At 46.9% G+C, this 17,722-nt stretch carries 22 protein-coding genes; 8 read left to right on the top strand and 14 right to left on the bottom strand.

Translation table 11 applies throughout. The annotated features are described in order from the left end of the window. Positions 1–42 precede the first annotated feature (42 nt). Entirely contained in the window at positions 43–1,125 is a 1,083-nt protein-coding gene (gene murG / locus AACT52_RS21225; RefSeq protein ID WP_073633243.1) for an undecaprenyldiphospho-muramoylpentapeptide beta-N-acetylglucosaminyltransferase, read from the bottom strand. Between the two features lie 37 nt (positions 1,126–1,162). Continuing rightward, entirely contained in the window at positions 1,163–2,593 is a 1,431-nt protein-coding gene (locus tag AACT52_RS21220; protein ID WP_233154037.1) for an RNA-guided endonuclease InsQ/TnpB family protein, read from the bottom strand. Positions 2,594–2,637: 44 nt separating this feature from the next. On the opposite strand from AACT52_RS21220, the gene AACT52_RS21215 reads away from it, so the two are divergent. The 3 genes from AACT52_RS21215 to AACT52_RS21205 all read left to right on the top strand — a co-directional run bounded on the left by AACT52_RS21215 (position 2,638) and on the right by AACT52_RS21205 (position 4,803). Further along, positions 2,638–2,790 (top strand): DUF6290 family protein, encoded by a 153-nt coding sequence (locus tag AACT52_RS21215; RefSeq protein ID WP_083630458.1) that lies wholly within the window; start codon positions 2,638–2,640, stop codon positions 2,788–2,790. 182 nt (positions 2,791–2,972) lie between these two features. Continuing rightward, positions 2,973–3,824 carry a nuclear transport factor 2 family protein gene (locus tag AACT52_RS21210; protein WP_073633246.1) on the top strand — a complete coding sequence of 284 codons (852 nt, stop codon included), beginning with the start codon at positions 2,973–2,975 and terminating at the stop codon, positions 3,822–3,824. Between the two features lie 208 nt (positions 3,825–4,032). Further along, positions 4,033–4,803 (top strand): SDR family oxidoreductase, encoded by a 771-nt coding sequence (locus AACT52_RS21205; protein WP_073633241.1) that lies wholly within the window; start codon positions 4,033–4,035, stop codon positions 4,801–4,803. A 131-nt stretch (positions 4,804–4,934) separates the two neighbouring features. On the opposite strand, the gene AACT52_RS21200 is transcribed toward AACT52_RS21205, so the two are convergent. The 12 genes from AACT52_RS21200 to AACT52_RS21145 form a co-directional block, all read right to left on the bottom strand. Next, positions 4,935–5,159 (bottom strand): hypothetical protein, encoded by a 225-nt coding sequence (locus AACT52_RS21200; RefSeq protein ID WP_073633240.1) that lies wholly within the window; start codon positions 5,157–5,159, stop codon positions 4,935–4,937. A 216-nt stretch (positions 5,160–5,375) separates the two neighbouring features. After that, positions 5,376–5,957: a nitroreductase family protein gene (locus AACT52_RS21195; RefSeq protein WP_198940968.1), complete on the bottom strand. Its 582-nt coding sequence runs from the start codon at positions 5,955–5,957 to the stop codon at positions 5,376–5,378. A gap of 300 nt (positions 5,958–6,257) precedes the next feature. Then, on the bottom strand, positions 6,258–6,998 hold the full coding sequence (locus AACT52_RS21190; protein ID WP_073633239.1) for an alternative oxidase: 741 nt from the start codon (positions 6,996–6,998) through the stop codon (positions 6,258–6,260). After that, positions 6,995–7,222 (bottom strand): hexameric tyrosine-coordinated heme protein, encoded by a 228-nt coding sequence (locus AACT52_RS21185; RefSeq protein WP_073633238.1) that lies wholly within the window; start codon positions 7,220–7,222, stop codon positions 6,995–6,997. Before AACT52_RS21185 ends, AACT52_RS21190 begins: the two co-directional genes overlap by 4 nt. A gap of 17 nt (positions 7,223–7,239) precedes the next feature. Then, positions 7,240–7,824 carry a malate dehydrogenase gene (locus AACT52_RS21180; RefSeq protein ID WP_073633237.1) on the bottom strand — a complete coding sequence of 195 codons (585 nt, stop codon included), beginning with the start codon at positions 7,822–7,824 and terminating at the stop codon, positions 7,240–7,242. Between the two features lie 83 nt (positions 7,825–7,907). Further along, positions 7,908–8,120 (bottom strand): SDR family NAD(P)-dependent oxidoreductase, encoded by a 213-nt coding sequence (locus AACT52_RS21175; RefSeq protein WP_233154035.1) that lies wholly within the window; start codon positions 8,118–8,120, stop codon positions 7,908–7,910. A gap of 114 nt (positions 8,121–8,234) precedes the next feature. Beyond that, the gene (locus AACT52_RS21170) at positions 8,235–9,251 is read right to left on the bottom strand and encodes a catalase family protein (protein ID WP_073633236.1); all 1,017 of its coding nucleotides are present in this window, start codon (positions 9,249–9,251) and stop codon (positions 8,235–8,237) included. 277 nt (positions 9,252–9,528) lie between these two features. Continuing rightward, positions 9,529–11,076 carry a GMC family oxidoreductase gene (locus tag AACT52_RS21165; RefSeq protein ID WP_073633235.1) on the bottom strand — a complete coding sequence of 516 codons (1,548 nt, stop codon included), beginning with the start codon at positions 11,074–11,076 and terminating at the stop codon, positions 9,529–9,531. A 26-nt stretch (positions 11,077–11,102) separates the two neighbouring features. Next, positions 11,103–11,195, bottom strand: a complete 93-nt coding sequence (locus AACT52_RS21160) for a sigma factor (RefSeq protein ID WP_233154034.1) — start codon at positions 11,193–11,195, stop codon at positions 11,103–11,105. Between the two features lie 104 nt (positions 11,196–11,299). Further along, positions 11,300–11,662 (bottom strand): hypothetical protein, encoded by a 363-nt coding sequence (locus AACT52_RS21155; RefSeq protein ID WP_233154033.1) that lies wholly within the window; start codon positions 11,660–11,662, stop codon positions 11,300–11,302. Positions 11,663–11,699: 37 nt separating this feature from the next. Then, positions 11,700–12,638 (bottom strand): NAD-dependent epimerase/dehydratase family protein, encoded by a 939-nt coding sequence (locus tag AACT52_RS21150; protein ID WP_073633234.1) that lies wholly within the window; start codon positions 12,636–12,638, stop codon positions 11,700–11,702. A gap of 94 nt (positions 12,639–12,732) precedes the next feature. Beyond that, a complete protein-coding gene (locus AACT52_RS21145) occupies positions 12,733–13,071 on the bottom strand; it encodes a nuclear transport factor 2 family protein (protein WP_073633233.1) in 339 nt (112 codons plus the stop codon). A 330-nt stretch (positions 13,072–13,401) separates the two neighbouring features. Between AACT52_RS21145 and AACT52_RS21140 the strand changes: the two genes are divergently transcribed. From AACT52_RS21140 to AACT52_RS21120, 5 genes are all read left to right on the top strand, one after another. Continuing rightward, on the top strand, positions 13,402–13,644 hold the full coding sequence (locus AACT52_RS21140; protein ID WP_073633232.1) for a hypothetical protein: 243 nt from the start codon (positions 13,402–13,404) through the stop codon (positions 13,642–13,644). Positions 13,645–14,164: 520 nt separating this feature from the next. Then, on the top strand, positions 14,165–14,545 hold the full coding sequence (locus AACT52_RS21135; protein WP_143172840.1) for a hypothetical protein: 381 nt from the start codon (positions 14,165–14,167) through the stop codon (positions 14,543–14,545). A gap of 285 nt (positions 14,546–14,830) precedes the next feature. After that, positions 14,831–15,313, top strand: a complete 483-nt coding sequence (locus tag AACT52_RS21130; protein WP_073633230.1) for a transposase — start codon at positions 14,831–14,833, stop codon at positions 15,311–15,313. 170 nt (positions 15,314–15,483) lie between these two features. After that, positions 15,484–15,789 (top strand): cupin domain-containing protein, encoded by a 306-nt coding sequence (locus AACT52_RS21125; protein ID WP_073633229.1) that lies wholly within the window; start codon positions 15,484–15,486, stop codon positions 15,787–15,789. Positions 15,790–15,998: 209 nt separating this feature from the next. Next, complete coding sequence (locus tag AACT52_RS21120; protein WP_073633228.1) at positions 15,999–17,576, top strand: GMC family oxidoreductase; 1,578 nt, start codon at positions 15,999–16,001, stop codon at positions 17,574–17,576. Positions 17,577–17,722: the final 146 nt, after the last annotated feature.

The following is a 17,722-nucleotide window of genomic DNA, read 5'->3' as shown; positions in this document are numbered from 1 at the left end:
TGCAAGCCCCTGCCTTATAGGCATGGGGTTGACACTCAACTGTTAGGTCGTTGACTTCTCCACCACATCACGCACCAATTGCGCCAATTTTTCGGCGCTATCAGGAACAGCGATCGCCAAAGCCTTTTCCCCCATTTTTCGCAACTCTTCTGGATTTTGCAACAACTCCAAAACCTTATTTTGCAATACCTCAGCTGTCAACTCCGACTGTTTAAAGGCGATCGCTGCACCGACTGAGGTGAAAACTTCTGCATTATAAGTCTGATGGTCTTCTGCGGCAAACGGGTAAGGAATCAAAATTGCTGGTGTTCCGCACACTGCCATTTCCGTTAAACTACCGGCTCCAGAACGAGTAATTGCCAGATTCGCCCGTCGCAGTAACGCAGCCATATTCTCATAAAATTGTAAATTAATATACTGCGCATCTTTCAGAGTGTCAGCCTCTGGATCTTTATCACCTGTCAGATGCACAACCCAAGCACCAGCATCAAACCAAGCATTGGCACACTGGCGCACCAGCTTATTGATAGCAACCGCTCCTTGGCTACCACCAAAGACAACGATTAAGGGAACGCCCTCAGGAATAGGTAGATCCAAGGATGCTTCAATTCCTTCTTCTAGGAATTGAGAACGTACCGGAGTACTGGTGTAAATTGTTTTGACGCGGGGCAAATACCCAGAAGCCACTTCAAAACCCACCGCCACCGCATTACACCAAGGTCCGAAAAAGCGAGTGACTTTACCAGGTAAGGCGTTGGCTTCGTGGAGAATGACAGGTAAACCCAAGGAACGCGCTGCAATCACAGCAGGTGCGGCGATGTAACCTCCTGTGGTGAACACTCCTTGAAATTTTCCTTCTTGTAAAATTTTCCTGACTTTTAGAATTGAACCAATAAGTTTTACCAAAATGCGAAGAGACGAAATTCCAAAACCTTGCTGAAAACCTTCAACTGCAATAGTATTCAATCGATACTGCTTAGGAACAAGCTGAGTTTCTAATCGATTGGGGACACCAAGCCATTCGATTTCATAATCGCTTAAGTGTTCAGCTAGTGCGATCGCCGGAAACACGTGTCCGCCAGTCCCACTAGCAGCTATCAGTAACCTTATAGGAGCGTGTACCATCTACTCTCCACCCTGTTAGCGCTTAGTTTAACGTGAACTACCTACACTCAGCCGAAGGCGAGTGTAGGCTTCTGGCACATTTTAATGTTTCCAGAACTTCCTTCAAGGTACTATTAGTAGTTGAAGCAGTTACTACTGGATTCCCTTTACGGCGTTTTATCGTTGGGAACAGACCGCGACCTACGCGTTTTAAATTGATTGCAGCATTGAGATCACGGTCAATCAAAAGCGAGAGTTCTGCATCCCAATATGAGCGGATATCGCAATCAATGAAGATAAACTCGTCACGATATGCCAGTAATTGAGATCTGTATTGCGGACTACAAGCAATCGTCCTAGCCCCAGCTTTTACGGCTATGTATTCTAGGACTGTGAAAAATTGTCCGAACGCGGCATCATTCCAGGATTTGTTCAACCCGGATTTTGCTGATTGTCCGTTTGGTAGATATTTGCCATGTTCATCCTGCTTTACCTGATTGCGCTTTGATAAAGCTTTAAGGTTCAAATCCTCATGAATAAAAACTTTCTTGCCAGTTCGTACCAATGCATGAGCAGTCTTGAATGCATGGTCACGACGAGAACGAGCAATACGTTGATGAACTCTTGCCTCGCGTTTTGCCAGTTTGCGACGTGACCGACTACCTTTGTTTTTGGTGGCTTTGCGTTTTGAAACTTTGGCTAGACGATTCTCGGACTTCCTGAAAGACTTAAGTGCTAGCAGCTTGGTATTTTCTGAGGTTGCTAGGTAGTCATCTTCATGAAGTACTGCATCCAGTCCGATGGAATTATCCCAAGTTGGTGCAATGCCATCAGGCTTGAATTCTGGTACTGTTGAATCTTCCAAGCAAATCGTGATGTACCAACCGTCAGATTTCAAAGTTAAGAGGAGGTTTCTTAGCTTCGCTCTATTAAGTAAGGGACGATGCAATCGCACCTTTACCCATCCTTTAAGCTTGGAAAGCGATAAAAACAGCGAATCTTTTTCTACTCGCTCAATGGTTACAGCCTGCGCTTCAATTCTCATAGTGCGGTAACGAGCAGCGTTCTTAAACCTTGGTTTCCCACTACGATTTCCGTTGCTGTCACCTTTGTTGAAGCGAGAAAAAGCCAGGTCTACTCGCTTTGATACATCTTGAAGTGTTTGTGATGGCACGCAGGTAAAGTCTAGTAACTCACCAGAATAATTTAGCTTAAGCAAGTCTTCCTTAATAACTGGAAGTTGTTTTTTCTGGGAGTAAAAATCTGGGTTGTCACGCAATACTGGCAACGAACATACCAAAGGACAAGAGTTTACAGCCGTGCGGTTATTTTCCCACCAATCAAACCTATCCCCTAGTTGATGGTTGTACCAGTACCTACAGATGCGTAGCCAGTAGCTTAGCTGCCTCTTCTGTTGTGTTGTCGGATATGCACGGTATTGGTAGTTCATCAACATTGGGGAATCACCTCCTTGTTTTACACTTGTCATCTGTGCTACGACCATAGTAGCAACGCAGTTTACAAGTGTCAACGATGCCAAAGCAAAAAGTGTCTGCAACAAGGAAAAATCAGGTTATGATTCGTCTTAATGACCAGGAGCTAGAAAAAATAGAGCGTTACGCAGAAAGTAGAGGGATATCTGTATCTGAAGCATTTCGTTCTCTGTTGGATAAACTCGGAGATTGATAATCAGGGCGCTGTCCCCCTGTCCTCTTCCTGCTGTGCAGAAAATTGGTTGGGAGACCCACCCTGATTGTCCCGCAATTCATCTCATCACCCCCTTGCGGGTGAGTGATAGGCTTGTTGCGGAGTTAGCTAAGATAAAACAATTTCCATATCTCTGTAGTCAAATTGCCTTGTTATTGCTCATGCCTAATTTTGTTTCCTTTCTACACAAACGTCCAACACTGTTGCCATCTAGTCGCTTGCTAGTTTTTTCCCTGCTGACACTGGGTTTATTGACGAATTGGAGCGCTCAAGCAAGTACACCCCAGCACTTAGCCCAAGCCGCAGAACCCGTCCCCAGTGCTTCCCAGAATGCACCCGCCCAATTGAAAAATTTATTGACGCAAATTGATACCGCAGCAAACCGACGCGATGTCAAAGGAGTGATGCAGTTCTACAGCCCAAATTTCATTCATGGGGATGGCTTAACCCGCCTGAATATGGAAAAAGCATTAACTGCACTTTGGCAGCGATACCCCCAATTGAAATACAGCACCCAGATACAATCTTGGCAACCAGAAGGTAATGCCATTGTCGCAGAAACAGTGACCAATATCACTGGCGTCCCCTCGACTAACACTGCTAACTCGGTTCTCAATGCCACAATTAGGTCGCGCCAACGCGTCGCTGGAGGTAAAATTGTCCGCCAAGACATTTTGTCTGAACGTACTCAAATAACCTCTGGTACCAAGCCACCTCAAGTAGATATTAAGTTACCCCAGCAAGTAAAAGTTGGTCAGCAGTATAGTTTGGACGCAATTGTCCAAGAACCGCTTGGTGATGATTATCTATTGGGAGCAGCGTTGGAAGAACCGATTAAACCAGATAAATTCCTGAGTCCCACACCTGTGGACTTGGAATTACTTTCATCTGGCGGAATTTTTAAAGTTGGACGCGCACCAGCTACCCCTGGTAGCCAATGGGTTTCTACGGTGATCATGCGAGGAGAAGGCATGGTTATGATTACTCAGCGTATGCAGGTCGTGAAAAACTAGTTATTAGTCATTAGTCATGAGTCATTAGTCTTAAAACAGTTATCAGTTATCAGTTATCAGTTATCAGTTATTAGTTATCAGGTTCACTGTTTACTGCTCACTGATTGTTGACTCTTGACTCTTAAAACAGTTATTAGTTATCAGGTTCACTGTTTAGTGTTTACTGTTTACTGATAACTGTTCACTGATTGTTGACTTTTGACTAAAAATGCTTTCTGTACAAAATCAAATCGTTTTAATTACTGGTGCAAGTAGTGGTATCGGTGCTGCTTGTGCCAAAGTCTTCGCAAATGCAGGTGCAAAACTGATTTTAGCGGCGCGGCGGTTGGAGCGCTTGCAGGAACTTGTAGAGACGTTGCATGCAACGTCTCTAGAGTTCCATTTGTTACAGCTAGATGTGAGCGATCGCTCTGCCGTAGAATCTGCTATCTCAAGCCTACCCCCTGCCTGGTCTGATATCGATATCTTAATCAATAACGCTGGTCTGAGTCGCGGTTTAGACAAACTCCACGAAGGCGACATCCAAGATTGGGAGGAAATGATTGATACCAACATCAAGGGTTTGCTCTACCTCACCCGCTACGTTGTTCCTGGAATGGTGAAACGCGATCGCGGTCATGTGGTAAATATTGGTTCGATTGCCGGACATCAAACCTATCCTAATGGTAATGTCTACTGTGGCACGAAAGCCGCTGTCAGAGCCATTTCCGAAGGTTTGAAACAAGACCTGTTAGGAACTCCTATCCGCGTAAGTTCTGTTGACCCTGGTATGGTAGAAACCGAGTTTAGCGAAGTGCGCTTTCATGGAGATAGCGATCGCGCCAAAAAAGTTTACCAGGGAGTCACTCCGCTCACTCCAGATGATGTTGCCGATGTGATATTTTTCTGCGTTACGCGACCAAGCCATGTAAATATCAACGAAGTTATACTTATGCCAGTGGATCAAGCTAGCGCAACCATGGTTAATAGGCGAACTTAAATTGAACAACCTCGTCTTGCCTTCGGCTGAAGACGGGGATTTTATTTTAACGAGCCTGTTCAATTGGCTCCTATTGCCTTAGCAACATTGTGCTGTACTTTTACGTTGTTTTTTTGTTCTTTGGAGCGCTTTCATAAGTAGATTCGATCCAAAAATTGACAACAGCTTATTGTAATTTTGTCGAGGGCAAGACCAATCTTATTTGCAACTTTCCGCAAAATATTGCAAGTTCCATTCGTGGTGATGGCAGTAACACTAACCGGAATCTTAATGTAGGATGAGCCTGCTGCGCCGTCTAGTCTACCGGGTTCTCCAACCTCTACAGCAACAGATGCGGTATTGGCAAAACCCTGCATGAATTGCTCAAACGACTGCTGGCTGGCAGCGCCATCTCTGTCCCAAGCTGAGTAGGCTTGTTTGTAGTCTCGACGGGCGATCTCGCTGTAATAGTTACAAAAATGAATTTCTCTGCGACGATTCTATGAAGGAAAGACAACCTTTTTTAATTGTCGAGAAACAAGACGTTTTTCTCAACGGCCTCACGGCTTATATGCAGATGATTAGCCGGAAAATCAGGATCGGAATAGCCAACGGCTAAGCCACAAATGATCAGTAATTCCGGTGGGATGTTCAGTTGGCTGCGGATGATTTCGGGATAAGCCGAAGCGCGAAACCTCTACGCAAGTGCCAATGCCACGAGCAGTTAGGCTCAGCACCAGCGTTTGTAGATACATCCCCACACCCAAGGCATCGGCAACGCCCAGATCTTGGTGCATGCAGACGATACCGACCACTGGTGCGCCAAAAAATTCGTAATTGCGCAGAACAGCTAGCTGTCTACTCACTTTATCGTCACGAGCAATCCCCATCGCCCCGTAGACTTGTGCGCCCAGTTCCTGACGGTAATGCTGGAAGGACTCTGGCAGCCCAAAGCTAGTGGGCGGCTGCTGCTTCGCTTGGTTTAGCAAAGCCTCTTGCAGACGATCTCGACGGGTGCCTTGGGCAAACACCACCCGCCACGGCTGGGTGTTTGAATTTGACGGCGCGAGCTGCGCTAGAGCGAGGGCTTCATCAAGCAAAGCCCGTGGCACTGGTTGAGATAAGAATTTGCGTGTTGAGTGCCGCTCTTTGATAGTTTGGTCAAGATCAAACATGTTTTATCAACCTCTATGACAAATAAATGTGAACGCTCAACCGGGATTCCAGGCATTTGCCTAATAAATAGGCTCCATCTAATCCTTTCTTGCATGCCTAACGGTAATGAGTGCAGGTTTATTCTTGAGTGTATGGTTCATCTTCGATACCGTGCGATGAGAAATTGGATAGTTTGCTGCGTGTGTCTAATGAAAAAAAACTGCTTGTGTAAGTTTTAGCTTGCCGTTTGCCTTGGGCACACTAGGTGAACGTTCAAGGTGAATCCGATGTCTAAAATCAACCTGTTTTAATGACACTGGCTACGTTAGTTCGACTGGCTCTTCCTCTGCCGCTCGAACGATGTCACTCGTCTGCGCGTCGATCACAGCCCGAATCGATTCAGGTAGAGCAGATCGGTTAGCATCGTGAGGGCTTTGAAAAGTGTCTTGAGCCTCTGGTTGTTGGCAAGCAATCATTGTTTTGACGTGTTCAAGTTCATCCTCTCGAACTGCAACAAACACATCGTAGAGATTTTCAATTTTGGGACGGCGGAACTCACTGGGGTGACTGGTTTGAAACTCGTCAAACATGTAGAGGTCGCCGTCTCGATAGTATTTGATCGCGATCTCTGGTGCAGGTAACTGCTTCAGTTCTTCCCCATGCTCTTTAAGGAAAGTGTTGTAGGTGTGATAAGCGTGTTCCTCGACAAGTTGCATGAAATGATAGGCAGAGCGGGGAGACAGAATATATACTCCAACGATAATCCAGTAGTAAACCAAGGCTCCACCATGGGCGATAAAGCGATCAATAAAATAGCGACTGCCGCCTAACGACTCTGAGATCAGCAGGTGATGGAGTTCGTTCCAGGATTCAGCAAAGTGAACTTTCAACCAATCAGATTTGCGCCACCAACCCATTGTTTCGTAGAGGTGGAGAACAGATGTGTAGGCAAAGTAGGGAACACGAGCAACGGTTTCTAAAACATAGAATCGTGGATAGACACGTTTGCGATAAAACGTGTTCAATAGCGCCTCTAAAAAGTTAACAAGAAGTCTGATCATAGTACTAATCTCCTTAGAGCTATTTCCGCTCTTTTGTTGTTAGCAGCAGCGATTGTGGCAAACTCTGTCGCAACCGTCTGTCCAACTGCAATCAGCATCATGGCATCGTTACCATATACGTCTCGCAGTTGTTTGCGTTTTTCTTCATCCGGCTGAGTCAGCTTAATAATTAGCCGTGTCATTTTGACGGCCAGTTGTCGTCCTTCTTCTGGTGTCTCAGTCAATAGGGAATTGTTAGGAACTAATGTAACTTCGGGTGGTGTTCCAACAGGTGAATGATTTGAACAGAAACCGTAAACATTCGCTTTTCATCTCGCAGGATCGCATCAACCAATTGAGCGACGCTTGTGGCAATGCCATAGCTGGTATGCCCTTTTCGCTGCATGATTGCGTTACCACGATCGCGAGTTACGTCGGCGAGTTCTATCTGAATCTGTTCTAATGACGTACCTTTGGGTAGCGGAAACTCAGTTAACGGAATCATCCCGATCGCAGCATTTGACCAAACTGGAAACTCACTATCGCCATGTTCTCCAATCACTGGCACATGCACATCGTACTTATCAACATTGAGTCGCTTGCCAAGCTGATATTGTAGTCGCGCAGTATCTAAAACCGTTCCTGAGCCAAAAATTAAATGCTCTGATCGCGTGGACGTTGCGATCGCAATTCGGGTGAGAATATCCACGGGGTTGCTGACGAGAATGATGATCGCATCAGGGGCAACTCGATCTAATTCCCGCACAATCGGACGCAGAATTGCTGCATTTGCGCCGAGTAGATCCAAGCGTGACTGTCCGGGTGTTGGGGTTGCGCCAACAGTCACAACGTGGAACGGTTTAGTACTGTTTTCATGGTGTTGTAGTCCTGTACTTACAAAGAAAGGCAGAGGGCAGAAGGCTGGAAGTATTAATAAAAAGATTTGTGCCCAGTTTGGATGGCTAAAGCCTGGACACCTAGGGCCTCTGCCGCCTGCACGACCTCGTTAGCCTGATTGGGCGAGCTAGTATAGGTGAGGGCGATATCAGCACCAACACTTGCTAAACGTTTGACAATGGCGGCACCGATGCCGCGACTGCCTCCGGTAATGAGTGCGCGTTTATTCTTGAGTGTGTGGTTCATGTTCCATACTGTGCGATGAGAAATTGGATCATTTGCTGCATGTGTCTAATAGAAACGATTTCGAGGTACTACTTCCGCTCTTTTGTTATTGGCGGAAGTCGTTGGCGAGAAAGATTATTGAGGATCGTCCAAGACTGAACTGTATGCTTGCGGCTCTTCAATGCGGTGGTGTATATTACTCAGTCGAGCCTTTGCTATCTCCTGATAAACCTTCTTGCGAGCTAAATTGACACTACCCAAGGGTGCGTGTTCAGGGAGGGTATGCCAGGGATTGAACGATAGTCCCTCATCCAGCCGCTTCCGCTCCTCAAAGTCGAATTTCTGAGCTGGAATTTTGATGGTAGCAAGTTTGATAAACGGTGAGTCCTTCTCTTCCCACTCTTGCATCGGATCTTCAATGGGAGTTTTCTCATCGTTGACATAGAGCTGTACCAAGAAGTCAAAGGTTGCATCTTTGCCATCTTCCGACAGGTGTTTGACCATTGCCTCACGCAAGTACGTCTCTGAATTGGGTGTTGAACCGGAAGTATCTGAGGAGTGAGGTTTTACAGAAAACTTGATGGATTGAGAGCCAAGTTGATAGGGAGTAGTGCTCCAGTATTGGATCAGCAGTGGATTCGCAACTTGTTTGCTAGCGATCGCTTTTAGGACTTCAAAAGTCGGTTCTAGCGATCGCAGCTCTTCTGCATCTGCCTGACCAATGCTCGCTTTTGTCAGGTTGGCGAATCCTTGGGCATCGCGCACAATGAAGACCGGATGATTAATCAGAAGAAAGTCCTGGGTTTCCTTCTCATCATCCAGCACTTTTTCACCCTCTACCTGTAGGAGTTTGATGGCGAGTGCCCGAACATCGGGTTCAAGATCCGACTTGAGCTTACCGCGCTTCTCTGCTTCGGAAGCATTCGAGAACCTCATCCAAATCGGATAGGTTTTAGGCTGGGCAAAGATACCCACCTTCAACGATTCAGGAATATTGTCCTCAATCCTGAACTCTCCCCAAACTAAGCCGTGGCTTTTAGGATGGTCTTTTCGCAGGTCTGGACCCTTCTGAGCTTGAACGTTGAGATCAATGTTCAAGATAGTATCGGTTGCCGCCTCCTGGGCAGCAGTGGATAAATTAGATTGGCTCATGGGTCTTTATCCTTGTAATGGAAGATAGTGTGAGTATTTCAAGGGGACGCTTAGATAGGAAAAGTAAGGGGCTTGCGGAGCGAGTTTGAGGCGTTGACCCCGTGTTTTTGAGTCTACCACAGATGTGCCAATAGTTCTATCGCTTACATGGGTACACATATATTTGCACGCTCAGGCTAAGTTCTTTATTTAACAAGGGTTTAAGGGCTATTTAGTACATTTGTACAGGAGAAGTTCAGGTTAGAATCCGCTCCACGTCTACACGCAATCGAGTTAGTTAGGCTTGTATTAGCTGTGAAACGGCACTTGCGGCTTTAATCAAATGGGCTGCTTTTTCACCGATCATGATGGTGGGCGCGTTTGTATGTCCTGTGATCAGCGTTGGCATGATGGATGCATCGACGACACGCAACCCTTGAACTCCATGTACCTGGAGTTCGGGGTCTACCACCGCCATTGGGTCAGTGCCCATTTTGCAGGTACCAATCGGATGAAACACCGTACCGCAGGTTTCCCGGATGTAGGCAACGAGTGCTTCATCGCTAGTCACGTCAGCACCAGGAGCGACTTCCCTACCTCGAAACTCATCAAAGGCACTAGTCTGGAACAATTGGCGCATTAATTTAATCGCGTCAACTAGCTTTTGTACATCGGATTGACTTTGCAGATAGTTCAGCCGAATCATCGGTGCATCTTTAGGATCGGGCGAACGCAAACTGACACTCCCAATGTTTTGGGGATGAGTCAAAACGACTAGACCCGTGAAGCCCAAACCCGAGTTGGGATAGCCAGGCGGTGCCCACAGAATCGGACCGAAGATTAATTCTAAATCTGGCGCAACATCCTGATTTCCCTCGCTATGCATAAACAATCCTGTTTCAGCAATGCCATTACTGGTAGTTGCTGTGTGTAAATCCTGAGTTGCTTCGTAGGGCACTGCAACGAGAATATGGTCTTGCAGGTTTTGACCGACACCGGGCAAGTCAACCACGACAGAAATCCCCAATGCTTGCAACTGTTCTGCATCCCCAATACCAGACAGCATTAGCAGCTTGGGCGAATCGAATGCGCCTGCACTGACAATTACTTCCTGATTGACCCTGGCCTGGTGCAGTGTGCCCTCGTGCAGGTATTCCACCCCAACGGTACGGGTGCCCTCAAACAGTAACCGCGTTGCTAAGGCTCCTGTCATTGTGGTCAAATTGGGACGCTTGAGAATGGGCAGGAGGAATGCAGCCGCAGTACTATGCCGTTTACCGTCCTTGACTGTGAACTGAAAAGGTCCCACACCCTCCTGCTGCACGCCGTTGAAATCTGGATTGCGATCGTATCCCAGTGCCACTGCTGCATCTACAAAGCGTTGCGAGATTGCAGCTGGGGCAATGACATCAGTAACGCTCAACTCGCCATCCACCCCATGGTATTGGGAGTCACCGCGTTGCTGATGCTCAGATTTCTTGAAATAGGGCAATACATCCTGATAACTCCAACTGGGATTGCCCAATGACTGCCAGTGGTCATAATCGTGAAGATTACCTCGAATATAGAGCAGGAAATTAATCGCACTGCTACCACCGAGGACTTTGCCACGAGGACAAAAGACTTTGCGATCGTTAAGGTAGGGTTCGGGTTCCGAGAAATAGCCCCAGTCCACCTCGGTGCCTGGTAGGTGTGTGCATTGCAGTGGGATTTGAATCTCTGGTTTCGTATCGGGATTGCCCGCTTCGAGCAACAGCACCGTGGTTTCTGGATTTTCTGTCAAACGATTGGCAACCACGCAGCCTGCCGAGCCTGCACCAATCACAATATAGTCATATTGAGTCATGACATTCTCCTGTTGAAGCCTGTGAGCTATTTATAGATAAGACGAAAGACCATTGTTTGTTGCCAGCGTAGGAAGGTTTCTTGCACCATATCTTCAGCATCGGTTACGGTGCCCAACATTCGGTAGGCGACCCTTGAACAGCAGCAGACGATGGTGGTTAAAATCACCCTTGAGAACTCATATAACCTTCTCTGGTTGCTGTACCGTTTTCAATGCCAATACGCTAATCCAACATCCCAATCCATCCACAATTAATATAAGGTAAGCTGTGACGAGCGAAAAGCAAACCCCAGCCTTCAAAGGAAACTTGAGAAACATGATCGGGACTCATTACGATGTGATGATTGTAGATCGCAAAAAGGAGTGATCCTGCTATTGAACTGAGCAAGAGCCAGCTACCGATGCGGTAGAAATGCGTCCAGAGTAAAACGACTGCAATGATTGGAGCCAGCGCAATCACAACACCAACAAACAAACTCTGAAGCAGAGAGAGGGAAACTGGGATTTCTATATGCGCTAAGCCATGTAGTCCATTAGCGATCGCATGCATGACCGCGACCATTGTTCCATATTGAGCAATCTTCATCTTTCTTCTCCCTTACATTGTTGACTGGCACAAGTTGTTAACTGGCATGAGCAACAGGGGTGTCAACCAGCCATTCTAACGGTCGAGGCTGAAAATCTAGTTCCCGTTTTGCCTTGGCATTCAATGCGCCTCGCATCTGAGTACCGTAGTAGACGGCGTCAGCACCGCTCATTCGCAGGGCATCCTCAACCGATACCTGCGGAGGCGGTGGCGCATTCAGCCATCGGGCATAAGCAGAGAGCCACTCGCGCACCGCTAAGGGGCGATCGTCCGTAATCAGATAAATGCCAGGATTGCCTCGCTCCACTGCCGCAACCGTTGCGATCGCCACATCCTCAATGTGAACCCATGACCATACACCTTCGCCATTGCCAACGATAGGAAACTGTTGCTGCCGCACTTGTTGAGCAACGTCGCCATCGGGAGCAAACCAGGTACCGGGTCCGTAAAAGAAGCCATAACGCAGGGCAATTCCTTCTAAATTGGGCGTTTCCAGGAGCCGACGCTCGATCTCAGTCACTGTGCGAGCATCTGCTGCAACTGCGGGTGAAGCATCTAAGGAGAGTGGTGTTTCTTCGTCTGCCAATCCGGTACCAGGAACTGCCCAAAATGCGATCGACTGCCTCAGATACCGACGCACGCCAGCCGCTTGCGCTGCTGCCAGCACATTGGTACCCCCTTCTAGACGAATACGATGGTTCAATGGTGCTGCGGCGCTCATCGACTCACCAGTATAGGTTTTGGGCAGGGCGGTGAGTTGTTCAATTACCACTTCCGGTTGAGCACGGATGACGGCAGCTTTAACAGCATCTGCATCGAACACATCTGCGATCGCAGGTTCTACACCTTGTTCAGCTAAAGTTCTGGCTGTGTCTGGAGAACGGGTCAACGCCACTACATCGTGTCCTTTTGCCAGCAATTGCGCGATTAGCGGACGACCGATCGCTCCCGTTGCCCCTGCAACAAAAATCCTCATCTGTGAACCTCCTGTTGAAGCATATAGAACCATTTTTTTAAACTTATATTTTTAATGCAGCTTTCATGACATCTGTGTCGATGTAAACCTCTAGTCAAACAATTTTCTCTCGCTGAACTGTCCAGATATGAGCCAAGTTACAATTGAAAGCTTTTCCAGTTTGCTTTGCTACGCCACTCGTCTTACCGATCGCAACGGTTTGATCACCCGCTTGAATGTAGTGAGATATCTTGACTGAAGAATCAATCAACGGAAAAATCTTTGAGAAAAAAACCTTGATTTCATCAAAACCACGATACTGACCACCCCAAGGTAGCTCTTCAGTTTGATAAAACTCAACATTCGGGGACATTAGTGAAAAATAACTAGGAGTATCTTTTTCGTTTAGGTATATGTAAGCCTTCTTGACAATTTCTACAGAGTTCACTTGCATACTTTAACGTCCTTTGCCCATATCTGGTTTCCTTGAAACTTCACGGTTTAGAATGATTGCCAGAGCGGGTTTTGTAGTGTTTGATTATTCTACTTAGTGCCAAGTGTGTTTCACCAGATTCCTTTTGAACTATCCCCATTCTTCGGCGTTTGCCTAATTTAGACCATGCAAGTTTGTCAAGATAGATATTAAGTTAATTTCAACTTAAGTGTTTTGAAGTGCGATCGCGGATTTCAACAGCACGCTTGAAAGTTACAGCGATAAAAGCAGAAAGCCCACTGGCTTTTAGCCATCGGACGGACAGTTGCCTAATGTCCACAGTGCGGCACGATGGTCAAGAAGTCACTGTCAACTAGAACTCATATCTGTAAGTGCCGTTGTAGAATACAACGTGATCATGTTGCTGCAATCAATATACTTCGACTAGGCAAAGAAAAAATTGCTACCTCAGGGCATGGGGGATCTTGCCTTCTAAACGGAAGTCAAGAAACGCGCTTGGGAGTTGAAACCTCTATTCAGTCTGGTGAGACAGCGCCCTTTGGAGGGTCTCCTGAACTCACAGCGACTGCGTAAGCGCAAAGCGTGCCGCAGGCATACGCGTAGCGTCTCCGTGCCTCCTCCGGAGGAGCTTGCGCTAACGGCCTCAAGCCGTGCCCGTGCCTCCTCCGGAGGAGCTTGCGCTAACGCGCAGCGTGTCCGTAAGGACTCAGGGCTCAGGAGATACCCGAAGGGAACAATCCTGGTTGAACAAGTTTCGACGTTGAGCCTAGAATCCCACGGTATAGCGTGAAAATGAGCGACAGCGGAATTTTCATAGCCTTGGGAGTGTCAAGGAAAGAGAATAGAACGCTTAAGTTGCATCTTAACTACAAAACTTGAGTGGACTGAATTGAATGAACGTTGAAGAATGATGACAGCAGCTATGTCACTAGGACTCTTGCTGTTTGTCGATGACAGCTGTGAATGGGCGGTTAAAAAAGAAGTTTCTTAAAGGCTTCTCGTGTGCCGCCAAGACACTTAAATTGGTTCAATTCGTCTTGGAACGAAAACAGCAGCTTAACTTAAATATTCCTTAAAAAGCGGGGTTTTAATTATGAGATTGCGTCTACTTTGGATTTTTGCAAGCGTCATGCTTATGTTCTTTGTTTTTTCACCACCAGTCTTTGCTACAGCTACCCAATGTGGAATACATAAAAATAGTGAATGGCGATGTGCAAAAGACAACTTTGGATCTGATTCAATTAGAATTGCTAACCTTATAAATCGTGATGTTTCTTTTAAGGTTGGTAGGTGGAGTAGTACATGTGGCAAAAAAGGAGCTGAATTTTCTGGTCAAAGTCTTACGGTAAAACCATCAAGTGTTATTGTGACTAATTTACCAGAAGCTGTTGCTAATCAGTGTATAGAATTGTTTGTTTTTGATTGTTCACCGGATTCGTGCACAAAAACTCTCGCAGTCAGTCCAATTCAGTAAAGTTTAGGAAAGTATGATCGCATTGGAAAGATAGTCATCTCTCCAGTGCCATTTGCGATTTATTAAAGGGTAAAACTTTTAGCTGAAGCTGCATGTTTAGGTTTACGCCATTGATTTGCGCTCTCGCGCCAGATCCTAAGCTAACTCACAAATAACTAATGACCAATATTTTAACCCACTTACTTACGTATCAAGGAGCATCAATATGTCTCGACTGAATGGAAAAGTCGCCCTAATTACGGGCGGCACGTCGTAAAGGTAGTTTAAGGATATGAGGGTAGCGATATGGCTCTTACAAAAGCAAACACAAGTGCATCCCAAGTGGAAACTCTTGCCCAACTCTACCTGGAAGGCAAGCCAGCCGAAATTTCTGACGAAACCATCGCTCAACTCTGTGACTGGCTTATGGGTGAGTTCCATCAATTGCCCTTAAATCTGCAATTTTCAGATTATATGCGTTACGCCAACGCTAAAGAGATGTTTGCAGATATTGAGCGAGGGCAGCTTTGGGTATCTGCCGATAGTTACGATTCTTCCGTGTATCCCAATCCGATCTATGGGTTTATTTTTCAGGGAATGCACGATTATGACCACTACTTGACGAATACCGACTTTAGCCTGAAGGGAGAAATCGTGGCTTACAACTTCACAGCAAAACGTGTTCCCAGTCTGGAGATTCAAAAGGTTCTCTACTCTGAAATTGTGCTGCGAACAACTGCGTATCTTCATCTAGGACATGCGGCTACTCCTAAAATTGTTTTTCCGTAATCAATTACAGAGGTAAACAATAATGCACCGCTGTCCTTATTGCTCTTACCCATTACTTCGGTACATCCAGCACCATGAAATTTGCTGGTTTTGCCCTGACTGTTGGACAACGGTGTCTGTCCTTTCAAAAGTAAAAGCCACCTCAAACAGCAGCATAGGAGAATCATGGAATGACTCAAAAATCGTTGACAATTCAGCTTCAAGAGCAAGCTGACTACACCAAGCCTGGAACTACCCGCAAGTCTTTGGTCAAAGATGAGCAGGTGCAATTCTCACTAGTTTGTCTAACGGCGGGTACTGAAATACCAGAACATGTCGCTTCACGGAATGTTTCGGTGACTGTAATCGAAGGACGCGGAGTACTCACCCTCGAAGGACGTGAAATTACTTTGCAGCCGGGAGTATTTGTCTATATGCCCGCAAACACCCCCCATGCGCTCCGTGCATTGGAAAATCTCGCATTTCTGCACACGTGAAGTTGCAAGAATCATCGTTCACAACAATTTTCTCGAACTTCAGTTACCGAACCTATCGGCTGCCAGCTAGTATCTAATTGCTTCTTAACGCCTTCTAGCGTTGTTTAAGCCTTGCTGATGGATACGAATGGTCAGCTAAATTTCTTCCAAACGGAACGTCTTAGTTTCAAATTATTGAATTGAATCATGTTGTAAAAGGAGAAGTCATCATGTCTCAGTATGATTATGTGGTGATTGGTGCTGGATCAGCAGGTGCTGTGATCGCAAATCGCCTCACGGAAGATCCTAAAACGACGGTGTTGCTACTCGAAGCGGGTACTCCCGATACCAAACCAGAAATCCAGATTCCTGTAGACTGGCCTACTCTCTCAGGTACTGAGGTGGACTGGGCATACTTCACTGAAGAAGAACCCTACTTAAATAACCGCAAAATCTTTCACCCCCGTGGCAAAGTCTTGGGTGGTAGCAGTTCGCTCAATGCCATGATTTATATTCGAGGCAATGCACATAACTACGAGCGGTGGCAAGCTTTAGGCAATCCGGGCTGGAACTATTCAGATGTGCTACCGTACTTCAAGAAATCAGAAAACCAGCAGCGGGGATCGTCAGAGTTTCATGGGATAGATGGGCCGCTAACCGTGACCGATCCACTCGCGCCTCACCCCCTGTCCTACTGCTTTGTAGACGCTGCCAGTAAGCTTGGCTACAATCGCAATCCCGACTTTAATGGCGTACAGCAGGAGGGTGCAGGGCTGTACCAACTCACCGTGAAAGAGGGCAGACGGCAAAGTACAGCGGTTGCCTACTTACACCCGATTCTCGATCGCCCGAATTTAACAATTCAAACGGGTGCGCTAGTCAGCCGAATTCTCTTTGAGGGACGGCGCACCTTTGGGGTAGCGTATACACAGAATGGAACCCAATACCATGTGCGGGCAAACCAGGAAGTCATTCTCAGTGCAGGAGTATTTGATTCACCTAAACTGTTGATGCTCTCTGGAATTGGTTCAGCGGAACATCTGCACGCGTTAGATATTCCAGTTATTGCTGATTTGCCTGGGGTGGGGCAGAACCTGCAAGATCACCTGCTGGTTGCCGTTGGCTACCTGTCTACCCAAGAGCAACAAGCGATCGCACCAACCAGTAATATAGTAGAAGCTGGGCTATTCCTACATAGCGGCACAAGCAACGAGGTTGCACCTGACTTACAGTTTCTCTTCAGTCCGGCTCTATTGGATAGTTCCACCCTTGCCCATGACGTTCCGGGCATCACATTAGTTGTTAGTCTGATCAATCCTCAAAGTCGTGGCACTGTGACGTTGCAATCAGCGAACCCGGCTGCTCCACCTGCCATTCAAGCGAACTATCTCCAACATGAGACTGATTTACAAGTGCTGGTAGAAGGTATTACAATTGCACGTCAGCTCGCTCATTCTGGTGCCTTTGATGACTTCTTGGGAGAGGAAGCGGCTCCCGGTTCAGATGTAACCAGTGATGAAGCGATTGCGCGGAGCGCAGTGCCAGAGGCAATCGCTGCTTACATTCGACAAACGGCTAATACCTTTTGGCATCCTGTGGGGACGTGCAAAATGGGTAACGATTCACTGGCAGTGGTTGATGCTCAACTGCGGGTTCACGGAATTGAAGGATTGCGCGTTGTCGATGCCTCCGTGATGCCAACCATTCCATCCGGAAATACTAACGCACCTACAATCATGATTGCTGAGAAGGCAGCGGATTTAATTAAAGCAACAGCGCACTCTGCAAACCATTCGCAACAAGTTTAACGTACAAAATCCAGCCCACTTAGGCTATCTGGGGATCGGCGATCTGCGCTTCTCCTTACGGAGAGGCTGAGTCCTCTGGACTCGCTCCGCGTATGCCTGCGGCACGCTTTGCGCTTACGCTATCGGGACTGGTGAGGGTTGGCAAA

The sequence above is a fragment of the Scytonema sp. HK-05 genome (genome assembly GCF_963872035.1).
Lineage (GTDB): Bacteria > Cyanobacteriota > Cyanobacteriia > Cyanobacteriales > Nostocaceae > Kalymmatonema.
This window is presented reverse-complemented; position numbering and strand designations above follow the sequence as displayed.